Here is a 10,312-nt window from a genome sequence, read left to right on the forward strand (position 1 = left end):
TTTTTGCATTTCAAATAGAGTATCAACAATTTCAACATTTTCATAGCCTAATTCTGTTAATAATTCCTTTTCCGGTTTTTCGGATAGTGGAATAATAACAAAACCATTTTCTCGCTTTATTTTAGCATTAAGATTAATAAGTGAGCGTTTTAACAGCATTTTACGTGCATCATTTGCCATATTTTTTTTGATTTTAAGACCAATCATAATATCCTCAGTAAGCTCTTAACTATTATAACTAAATATTATCAAGATTAAATATAACAATTGTTGATAATAAGTATTTTAAAAATTATATCTGGTGATGATGATGCTTTATTTTTCAAATTTAAAATGTTTACAAAATAGGGGGTTGAAATGGTGCTCTATTTTATCGGTTTAGGTCTTTATGATGAAAAAGATATATCTCTAAAAGGTATTGAAGCTCTAAAAAAAGTAGATGATATTTACGCTGAGTTTTACACCGCTGATCTTTTTGGAACAACATTATCTGCAATTGAAGATATGATAAGCAAAGAAATCAGGGTTTTAACAAGAGAAGAGGTTGAAGAATTTAATATTCCCCTAAATGCTGCTATGAAAAAAGATGTTGCATTTTTAGCTGCTGGAGATCCTTTAATTGCAACAACGCATACAGACATGATGATTGAAGCTAAAAAATTGAATATTGAAACTATAGTTATTCATTCCTCCTCTATTTTATCTGCAGCTCCAGGTCTGGCAGGTCTTCAAGCATATAAATTCGGAAAAGTCACCACAATACCATTTCCAGAAGAAAATTATTTTCCACATTCCCCCTATCTTGCTATCAAAGCAAATAAAGGATTAAACGCTCACACACTTGTACTTCTGGATATTCGAGCAGATGAAGACCGATATATGACTGCAAATGAAGGATTGGAATATCTTTTGAGAATTGAAAATGAAAGAAAGGAAAATATTGTGACTAAAAATTCTTTAGCCGTTGTAATTGCCCGTGCTGGTTCAGATAAACCAGTTGTACGTGCAGATAAAGTTAAAAATCTTATTAAAGAAGATTTCGGCGGGCCACTTCACTGTCTTATTATTCCAGGAGATCTTCACTTCATGGAAGCTGAATATCTGGTTAAAATATGTGGAGCTCCAGATGAATTTCTTGTAGAATAAAAACCGGGATGAATTATGCATAAAAACCATATTAACAAGCTGAAATACGCTAAACCATTCTTAAAATGGGCCGGAGGTAAGACGCAACTACTTAATGAATTTGAAAAAAGAATACCTCCATCAATTAAGGATAAACTGGTCATAAAAAGATATATTGAGCCTTTTGTTGGTGGAGGTGCCTTATTTTTCTATTTAAAGAGAAAATATAACATTGAAGAATCCTATCTTTTCGATATTAATAAAGAACTTATACTGGCTTATAAAACAATACAAACCAATCATAAGGCAATTATAGATAAATTAAGTGAAATAGAAGACAAACATCTCCAAAAATCCGAAAGTAAGAGAAGAGAACATTATTATCAAATCAGGGACAGATATAACAGCCAGATGAAAAATTTTAATTATAATGACTTTGGTGAAAATTGGATTGAAAGAACATCATACTTGATATTTTTGAATAAAACCTGTTTCAATGGCCTTTTCCGTCAAAACCAAAAAGGAGAATTTAACGTACCCTTTGGTCGTTATAAAAATCCCAGAATTTATGATAAAAATAATATAATTGCTGTAAATTCCGCTTTAGAAAATACCGAGATTTTTTGTGGAGATTTCACCAAATCATGTAAGTTTATAGAAGAAAAAAGCCTTGTGTATCTTGATCCGCCTTATCGGCCCATAAATAAAACTTCGAATTTTACCAACTATTCTAAGAACGGTTTTGGAGATGAGGATCAAAAAAGATTAGCTGTTTTTTTTGAAAAAATGTCCATAAAGGGTGCTTATCTAATGTTAAGCAATTCTGATCCTAAAAACGATGACCCCATGGATGATTTCTTTGATAAGCTTTATAAAAATCACAATATTTCCAGAATACCTGCTAAAAGGTTTATTAACTGTAATGCATCAAAAAGGGGAGAAATTAATGAATTGATAATCACCAACTTTTAATGACTTTTAATTATAATAATTTGATTATTCTATTTTTCTTCCTTAACCTGTTCTTTTTCAATGATTTTTTCGGTATAATCAACTTTTTCAATATTTTGCATTGGTATTATCACGCGTTTAGTTCCATCCTCCTTCGGTTCATATGTTATTTCAATTAAGCCCCTGTTTTCGTCCACTTCAATTTTTTCTACTCCAAACTCCCCTCTTTTAAAATTGTGCACATTTTCATTAATCAGACTGACTTCCAGTTTTTCTATCGTTTTAATCACCTCTTGATACTGTTTATTATATTATTTATTATTCAAATAATTTTCAGATATTTTAAAGATAGTAGCTTAATTATCAAAAAAATTACTATATTTATATATTAACACCGAAAACATTGAAAAGTACCAGCGCTGCGAATAATAGACCTCCAAGTGAGGTGTTTACATAAGGAAGGTACCAATAGAGCTTATTGATATCCAGATCATCTTTAATTAAAAGTAAAAATGGAAACAATGGATAAAGGAATACTAGAAAGCTTAAAAATCTATAATCAGCCAGATTTATTACAATAAATGATAAAATAAGCCAGAATACTAGGGTCAGTATTAGAGAAGCTTTTTTCCCTATAAAAACTGGCGTGGTATTTATTCCGGCATCCTTATCATATTTAATGTCAGGAATTGCTGAAAAAATATGCATTGCAGATATATGGAAATAAGCTCCCACCATAATTATTAGAGAAGGTATTGAATCTGCAATCATGCTGTAAGCAAATATTCCGGGCATTATATACAAGTAATTAGATGAAAAGTCCAAAAATGGTCTTTCTTTAAATCTCAAAGGAGGAGAACTGTAAAAATAAGACAACAACAAGAAAAATGAAAATAAAATGCGTTCCAGATTGGTCTGGAAGACTATTAAAACTAAACTGATGCCAGTAACCAGATAAATAACATTAAGAAGTTTCTTTTTTTCTTCACCCTTTATACGGTGCTCTTTTTCATCTTTTTTTGGGTTTTTTTCATCTGTTTTCTCATCCCAGTAATCATTAACCCCGTATATAAACACATTAGCAAAAAAAAAGAAGTAAATAAGATAAATATAATAATCAAATCTGAAAAAATCTCCTAAAGCACCCGCAGCAAGGGCATATCCTACTACATATGTTCCACCTGTATAAATCCAGAATCTGAATCTTGAAATTTTAAATAAAAAGGATAACATAATTTCACTATTTTAACATAGAATTAGCTTAGACTTGCTTTAATTGAATTAAATGCGACTTTATAGAGTATATTTGGGATTGAAGGCTTAACCTTTCTCTGATATACCACAAAAGGATTCTTATTGATCTGTGATCCTGTCCATTTATAAAGATCTGAAGCTGTTTTGATCGGAATCAAATATCTAAAGGGTATGTAAGAAAATCCATCCTCAGCTTTTATTTGCCATGAGTAATAAGTTTCTAACTGTTTCCTTATGAATCCATTGAATTCTTCAGGTTTCTTTCTAGTGTATTCCTCATTTAAAGACTCAATATTAAATGATTTAAGATCTTTTTGGGGGAAATAAGACCTTCCAAGTTCAATATCTTCAGAGATATCCCTTATGAAGTTTATATATTGCATTGCACGTCCTAAATAACGTGCATTATCATAAGATTCCTTAGGTAAATTCATTATTTTTGCCATGAAAAGTCCAACAACTTCAGAAGACCCGTAAAGGTAAACCAGGAGATCTTTCATGGTTTCATATTTAGATGTTGTAATATCCATCTCCATTGAATTTAAGAAAGCATCAACCCAACTGTTTTCGAATTTTTTTCTCTCTAATAATTTAACAAATGAATCTACTACAATATCCCCAGTTATTATCCCATCTAAAGCTCGATAATATCTTTCTTTAAAACCATAAAACCCCTCAGCATCCTGGGGGATAGCATCCACATAATCATCAGCTTTTCTTAAAAAACTATACAGTACAAAAACATCCTCTTTTACCTTTTTGGGGAAAAATATAGTACTATAAAAATATGTTCTACTTCCTCCCTTGAATATAGAGTAAATGGTTTGATCTATCATGGTGTTCTCACTCTCAATTTATAAAAAAGCATCCTTTTCATAGATATTTGTCCGAAAGTTTATCTACAACAATCTGGGATGAAATAAGTGTCATTGGCACCCCAATTCCTGGATGGGTATAATGTCCAGAATAATAGAGATTTTTAACTTTTTTACTTTTATGTGCAGGCCTCCAAAGCGCAGATTGTCTTAATGTATGGGATAATCCTAAAGCTGTACCTTTATATGCATTATAACGATGTTTAAAGTCGTTTAAAGCAAATATTCTTTTTACTACGATGCGATCTCTTATATTTTCACCTAATTTAGCTTCCAGATCATCCATTATCTTGTTATAAAAACTTTCTCTAAGTTCAGGAGTATCCTCAAGTCCAGGAGCTAATGGTATCAATATAAACAAAGTATCTGATCCCTTTGGTGCTGCTGATAAATCTGTTCTTGAAGGAACATTTACATAATAAGATGGATTTTCTGGCCATGCTGCTTTTTTGGGGTCAAATATTGTATCAAATCCATGTTCCCAATCCTCGTCTAAAAACAGGTTGTGATGAACCAGTTTGTCCACTGTGTAATCTACCCCCAAATATACGACCATTGCAGATGGCGCCAAAACCCTAGAATTCCAATATTTATCATCATATGTTCGATTTTCTTTAGTAAGGAAATCTAATTCTGAATGAGCATAATCCGCATTTACAATAATCACATCGGCTTCATAAGCTCCTTTATTGGTTATTACTCTTTTTATCCTATGATCATGTACTTCTAACATTTCTACAGGCTCATTAAAACTAAAATCAACCCCATGAAACTCTGCAAGATTATAAATAGATTCTACAACTTTTCTCATGCCTCCCTGAGGATAAAATACTCCCATAGTAAGATCTACATGAGACATGAGATGGTAAAATGAAGGAGTGTTAGCTGGAGACCCTCCAAGGAAACCAATTGCATACTCAAGTATTTTTCTTGCTTCATCACTTTTAAATTTCTTATTAACATAATGCTGTAAATTTTCCCAGATATTTAGTTTATAGCCCCTAAGTAGTAATTTGCCATTTAAGAAGTCCAGAATAGAATTATAATCTTTATATAGCATCTCCTCTATAGAAAAATCATATAGTTCTTCAGAAGATTTAAGATATTCTTTTAATTTCTCTGCTCCATTTTCTTCAAGACTATCAAATAATTCAAAATTCTTTTCTAAGTCAGCAGCCACATCAACTAATTTTTTATCCCCAAAAAATATTCTATATGATGGATCAAGTCTTTCTAGCTTGAAAAAGTCTTCTGGTTTCTTTCCAAATTGAGCATAGAACCTCTCATATACATCCGGCATAAGATACCATGATGGACCCATATCAAAATAAAAGTCTTTATCACTATAAAAACTGGCTCTTCCACCAGGTTGCTCGTTTTTTTCAAAAACCTTTACATTAAAACCTTTTTTTGCCAATAAAGCTGCTGCAGATAACCCCCCAAATCCTGCTCCTATAACTATCGCATCCATATTATCACATAATATTACTAATTTATAATTATTTATATAATTATCATATGATCAATTTTTTTTAATTTCTTATTAAATATTAGTATATACTACCTTATATTTTTTTCACATAATTGAAGTTTTAGAAACAATTATAATGGCTATCAGAAAATAATAAAAATAAAATATTGTTTAAAATTCTATTTTAATGCATGAAAAATGGCATTATTGATTATTTACATTTTTAATTTCAAAATCACCAATCTTACCCTTTGTTTCACTTAAAACAAAGATAATAAATATTATACCAATAATTCCAGGTAACCATAACTTTAAATAGAAACATGCAGGGGTCCAAAAGCATAAAATCAAAAAAAGACTTGAAATCAACGCTTTTGGCTTATTTTTATTTATTAATTCACCTTTTAAAATTACAATACTTATTAGAGCGGCTAAAGCACCTGTTAATATCCACCCCACAAAGTTCATAAATGGAACTCCATAAAAAACACCGGAATCAAAATAAGTCCAGAAATTCAGCGCTACAGCGGCAGGATCTAAAACCAAATCAGTTATGAGGACAAGAAAAGCTGTTAATAATATGATTTTCCAGTAAGTTCTAGTTTTTAATGTAGCCAGGTAAATACTACCTATAAATAAAGGCACATATGCAAATGGAACTGTGTAAGGAGTATATCCAAATATTTTGAATCCAATAAGGTTAGTATATACAAATTGCGAGTAAGGATATCCCGTAATAATGGCCAATGTTTCAATTGAAATGGCATAAATACTCATCATAATTAAGAATAATACTGACTTTTTCAGCCCTAGCCATGTAATTACAGCAAAATAACAGGGTAAAGATAATCCTATAATGAATATACCAGATATAAATGCCATTTCTGGTTTTATTGGAACATTAGTTACAAAAAATGCTGCAATGGCCAAGAATATACCTGTAATCCAAAAAATCTTAGAAATATCCTTCATTAAATATTCACCAAATTAATTTATCTTAATACAATTTAATAAAAAGTATTATATAATTTAAACTTAAATTCTTTTCATGGATTATAAACTATTTCCTAACCAGAGGCCAGATATGAAAAGACTTAGGGAAATAGTAAGTGTTCTGGTTAAATATCAATTTGGAAATGTTCTTGAGAGAACAGGATTCAAACGTAACATAATGGGTTTTTTTTCATCAGATAACCTTCAAGAAGCTTTTGATAAAACTGCACCCAAAAGATTAAGACTTGCCCTAGAAGAATTAGGAACTACCTTCATTAAATTAGGTCAGGTTTTAAGTACACGACCAGATCTAGTTGGAAAAGACTTTGCAGACGAATTAGCCAAATTACAGGATGAAGTACCACCATTTCCATTTGAAGATGTAAAAAAATTAATAGAGAAAGAACTTGAAACTCCTTTACAAGACTTATTTTCTGATTTTCAACAAGATCCAATTGCTTCTGCATCAATAGCGCAGGTACACTCCGCTGTACTCAAAAATGGAAAAAAAGTAGCTGTTAAGGTCCAGAGACTGAATTTAGAAGAACATGTAAGAAAGGATATAATTATAATGCGTTATCTGGCAAGACAGGCAGATAAGAGAATTAGGGATCTCAAATATTATAATCTTCCAGGTATTGTTGATGAATTTGAAAGGGCCATAGAAAAAGAGATGGATTTTGCACAGGAAGCAAGAAATATTGATCGTTTCAGATTGCACTTTAAGGATGATCCTAATGTATGTGCACCTAAAGTTTACTGGAAATATTCTACCCCAAGAATTCTTACAATGGAATTTATTAGGGGAACAAAGATAAGTGATGCCCTTGAATCAAATAAAAATATAAATGGTAAGGCTATTGCAAAAATAGGTACTGATTGTTATTTTAAGCAGATATTTCAGCATGGATTTTTCCATGCTGATCCCCATCCTGGGAATTTGTTCATTCTACCCAATGATGTTCTTTGTTTTATTGATTTTGGAATGATAGGTCATTTAGACAGAGAATTTATGGAAAATTTAACTGAACTTTTCGTATTTACAGTTAATTATGACTTAAAAGGGATGATCAACCAGATGAGGTATATGCGGCTTATAGATGACGATACAGACATTGAAGAATTAAAACGTGACTTAATAGACCTTCTTGACAAGTACATGGGTGCTGAGATTAGCGACATTGGAGGGATAATAAACGAGTTCAGCAAACCAAATATACTTGTAAAACATAAAATAAAGCTTCCAAAAGATTTTATTTTACTTGGAAGAGTTTTAAGTATGGCTGAAGACATTGGAAGAAAGTTAGATCCGCATTTTAATGGTATCGAAGTTGCAAAGCCATTAATCAAAGAAACCATTAGAAAACGATTTAATCCGCTTAGAATCTTAGATTATCAGGCTACTTACCTGTTTGAACTCGAACATATCTTTAAAGATTTGCCTGAAACAATTAATCGCTTTTTCTTAAGAATTGAAGATGGAAAAATAAGAATGCAGCTTGATCATCAGAATCTGGACGAATTTGCATCCCATCTTGAGAGGATAATTAACAGGGTTTCTGTAGCTTTAATCGTGTCTTCTCTTATTATCGGTTCATCGCTAATTATGATAAGCAATGAAGGCATGCCAATGCCAGGAATAGGTTTTTCTACAATTGGAACAATTATATTCCTTATTGCATCTGCATTAGCCATTATTTTAATAATTTCCATTATAAATTGTGCTAGAAAAAATATTTAAGGCCAATAATCAATGATTTTATTCTAAATAGATAAAATAGTGGTGGAGGAATACTTTGGAATATGTGGAAATTGCTATAGGTGTATTTTTTGCAGTTATTTTAAGCATGATTCTGGGAGTTTTTGCTGGGATTATCGGATCCTATCTTGGATTCTTATTTGTTGTTGGAGCCATAAGCTACTTTTTTATTGATGATATTCAAAAAGGAGCCATATATGGAGTTTTTGTAGGCATTCTTGCCGGGATTGTTTCTTCAATCATCATGATTACATTTGAATTCATTATAGGGGGCAAAATGGACTTATCCTTTATGAGTTTTGGTTTAAGTGGAATTATTATTGGAATTATGGTTGATGGAATAATCTGTATGGCTGGAGGAGTGCTAGGATCATTATTACGTCTTTGAATTAACTATTTTATTTTATTATTCAGATAATATAGAAAAATGTTTATAAAAGTAATTATTAAGAAAATAATCATAATGAATATTAGTTGGTGGGACTATGATGGAAAAAGATACAATTCCAGATATGAGAGGCTTATTTATAAAAATGTTAGAAGACTCTACTAAAACTTTTGATAAAGTAAGGGGAGATATTGAGAGTTCAATTGCAAAACACACTTTTTTGCCTCTTGAGGCAACAGATGAAACCGATGATAGTGTAATAGTTAAAATAGTGCTTCCCGGAATTAAAAAGGAAGATATCGAAACTAATCTTACTGAAACTAAACTCCATGTTAAAGCCACTTTTGATTTTGAACAGGCATTTAAAGGAATTTATTTTACTCTAAGCGATATCAAGAAAGGCACTATAGAAAGGGTAATTAGACTTCCTGAAAAAGTGATACCAGAAAAAGCCAAAGCAAGTTTTAAAAATGGAATTTTAACTGTAGAAGCCCCAAAACTGGAAAAAGAAGAGAAAATTACCCTTGAAATAGAGTAATTCTAATTATTATTTTTTTTAAGTCAAATTTATTCAATTAAATTTATTTATTCTCCAATACAAATAGTGATTAGTTCTTTCAAATTATGGTAGGGGTATAAAAAATGACAGATAAATCCAGAAAAATACATTTTCATCATGGTAAATCCAGTAGAGATATTATAGATGCAGAATTCGTTTTAAAATCAATTGGACTTAAAGAGGGAGATATTTTCTTAGATGCAGGGTCTGGTGATGGATACATGTCACTTGCAGCTTCAAAAATCGTCAGTGATGAAGGAAGAGTATATGCAGTTGATATCTGGGAAGAATCAATGAATATTTTAAATAAAGAGATTAAAGAAAAGGAAATAAGTAACATTAAAGCAATTATTGCAGATATAAGTGATGAAATTCCAGTAGATGATGAGAATATTGATATCTGTTATATGGGTAATGTATTGCATGGATTTGTTGAAAATGAGGATTATGATGAGGTAATGGAGGAGATTAAACGAATAATAAAACCAGGAGGTATTTTTGCAGTTATTGAATTTAAAAAAATTGAAGGTATACCTGGGCCTCCCTTTCATGTCAAAATGACACCAGAAGAAGTTGAAAAAATTATTTCAGATTATGGATTCGAAGTTAAAGAAGTAATTGAAGCAGGTAAATACCACTATGGAGTTATATCTGTGAAAAAATAAGCATTATTAGAATTCATTATATAATTTTATTTTCATAGCAAAATATATGCCTAAAACAAGGTTAATTGATTTAAAAACCTCTAATTCCTTTTATTGAATCCCATAAAAACTTATTTTAAATATGAAATTCATATTGTAAATTAGAGGAAGAATAAGCAAGGATAATTATTTTTTTTCTTTATTTTTAATTAGAGCTTTCTAGTCTTCTTATTATATAAGGAGGTGTTATGAGTGGCTGATAAAAAAGAACCAGCAGAAGGATGGCCTGTAAT

The 10,312-nt window shown here is 30.8% G+C and carries 12 protein-coding genes; 6 read left to right on the forward strand and 6 right to left on the reverse strand.

The annotated features are described in order from the left end of the window. On the reverse strand, nucleotides 1-207 hold a 207-nt coding region (locus tag QMD61_10975; GenBank protein MDI6725157.1), incomplete at its 3' end, for a class I SAM-dependent methyltransferase family protein. A gap of 150 nt (nucleotides 208-357) precedes the next feature. On the opposite strand from QMD61_10975, the gene dph5 reads away from it, so the two are divergent. Further along, nucleotides 358-1,146: a diphthine synthase gene (gene dph5, locus QMD61_10980; GenBank protein MDI6725158.1), complete on the forward strand. Its 789-nt coding sequence runs from the start codon at nucleotides 358-360 to the stop codon at nucleotides 1,144-1,146. 15 nt (nucleotides 1,147-1,161) lie between these two features. Further along, complete coding sequence (locus QMD61_10985; GenBank protein ID MDI6725159.1) at nucleotides 1,162-2,097, forward strand: DNA adenine methylase; 936 nt, start codon at nucleotides 1,162-1,164, stop codon at nucleotides 2,095-2,097. Between the two features lie 29 nt (nucleotides 2,098-2,126). Here QMD61_10985 and QMD61_10990 read toward each other — a convergent pair whose 3' ends face one another. From QMD61_10990 to QMD61_11010, 5 genes are all read right to left on the reverse strand, one after another. Beyond that, on the reverse strand, nucleotides 2,127-2,366 hold the full coding sequence (locus QMD61_10990; GenBank protein MDI6725160.1) for a hypothetical protein: 240 nt from the start codon (nucleotides 2,364-2,366) through the stop codon (nucleotides 2,127-2,129). A gap of 91 nt (nucleotides 2,367-2,457) precedes the next feature. Further along, complete coding sequence (locus QMD61_10995; protein MDI6725161.1) at nucleotides 2,458-3,309, reverse strand: prenyltransferase; 852 nt, start codon at nucleotides 3,307-3,309, stop codon at nucleotides 2,458-2,460. 23 nt (nucleotides 3,310-3,332) lie between these two features. Continuing rightward, the gene (locus QMD61_11000; protein MDI6725162.1) at nucleotides 3,333-4,166 is read right to left on the reverse strand and encodes a phytoene/squalene synthase family protein; all 834 of its coding nucleotides are present in this window, start codon (nucleotides 4,164-4,166) and stop codon (nucleotides 3,333-3,335) included. Between the two features lie 37 nt (nucleotides 4,167-4,203). Further along, a complete protein-coding gene (gene crtI, locus QMD61_11005; protein MDI6725163.1) occupies nucleotides 4,204-5,676 on the reverse strand; it encodes a phytoene desaturase family protein in 1,473 nt (490 codons plus the stop codon). Nucleotides 5,677-5,880: 204 nt separating this feature from the next. Continuing rightward, nucleotides 5,881-6,648, reverse strand: coding sequence for a carotenoid biosynthesis protein (locus tag QMD61_11010; protein ID MDI6725164.1), 768 nt, complete (start codon nucleotides 6,646-6,648; stop codon nucleotides 5,881-5,883). 112 nt (nucleotides 6,649-6,760) lie between these two features. On the opposite strand from QMD61_11010, the gene QMD61_11015 reads away from it, so the two are divergent. The 4 genes from QMD61_11015 (at nucleotide 6,761) to QMD61_11030 (ending at nucleotide 10,040) form a co-directional block, all read left to right on the forward strand. Continuing rightward, nucleotides 6,761-8,410 (forward strand): AarF/ABC1/UbiB kinase family protein, encoded by a 1,650-nt coding sequence (locus QMD61_11015; protein MDI6725165.1) that lies wholly within the window; start codon nucleotides 6,761-6,763, stop codon nucleotides 8,408-8,410. A 55-nt stretch (nucleotides 8,411-8,465) separates the two neighbouring features. Then, nucleotides 8,466-8,816, forward strand: coding sequence for a hypothetical protein (locus tag QMD61_11020; protein ID MDI6725166.1), 351 nt, complete (start codon nucleotides 8,466-8,468; stop codon nucleotides 8,814-8,816). 97 nt (nucleotides 8,817-8,913) lie between these two features. Beyond that, nucleotides 8,914-9,354 carry an Hsp20/alpha crystallin family protein gene (locus QMD61_11025; protein ID MDI6725167.1) on the forward strand — a complete coding sequence of 147 codons (441 nt, stop codon included), beginning with the start codon at nucleotides 8,914-8,916 and terminating at the stop codon, nucleotides 9,352-9,354. A 104-nt stretch (nucleotides 9,355-9,458) separates the two neighbouring features. Beyond that, complete coding sequence (locus QMD61_11030) at nucleotides 9,459-10,040, forward strand: methyltransferase domain-containing protein (protein ID MDI6725168.1); 582 nt, start codon at nucleotides 9,459-9,461, stop codon at nucleotides 10,038-10,040. Nucleotides 10,041-10,312 lie beyond the last annotated feature (272 nt).

This window comes from Methanobacterium sp., from assembly GCA_030017655.1.
Taxonomy (GTDB): domain Archaea; phylum Methanobacteriota; class Methanobacteria; order Methanobacteriales; family Methanobacteriaceae; genus Methanobacterium_D.

Bases quoted from the DNA above. Each gene is read 5' to 3' on its own strand.
- crtI (MDI6725163.1), bottom strand. From the start codon at position 5,676: ATGGATGCGATAGTTATAGGAGCAGGATTTGGGGGGTTATCTGCAGCA.
- QMD61_11030 (MDI6725168.1), top strand. From the start codon at position 9,459: ATGACAGATAAATCCAGAAAAATACATTTTCATCATGGTAAATCCAGT.
- QMD61_11015 (MDI6725165.1), top strand. From the start codon at position 6,761: ATGAAAAGACTTAGGGAAATAGTAAGTGTTCTGGTTAAATATCAATTT.
- QMD61_11025 (MDI6725167.1), top strand. From the start codon at position 8,914: ATGATGGAAAAAGATACAATTCCAGATATGAGAGGCTTATTTATAAAA.
- QMD61_10985 (MDI6725159.1), top strand. From the start codon at position 1,162: ATGCATAAAAACCATATTAACAAGCTGAAATACGCTAAACCATTCTTA.
- QMD61_11000 (MDI6725162.1), bottom strand. From the start codon at position 4,166: ATGATAGATCAAACCATTTACTCTATATTCAAGGGAGGAAGTAGAACA.
- QMD61_10995 (MDI6725161.1), bottom strand. From the start codon at position 3,309: ATGTTATCCTTTTTATTTAAAATTTCAAGATTCAGATTCTGGATTTAT.
- dph5 (MDI6725158.1), top strand. From the start codon at position 358: ATGGTGCTCTATTTTATCGGTTTAGGTCTTTATGATGAAAAAGATATA.
- QMD61_11010 (MDI6725164.1), bottom strand. From the start codon at position 6,648: ATGAAGGATATTTCTAAGATTTTTTGGATTACAGGTATATTCTTGGCC.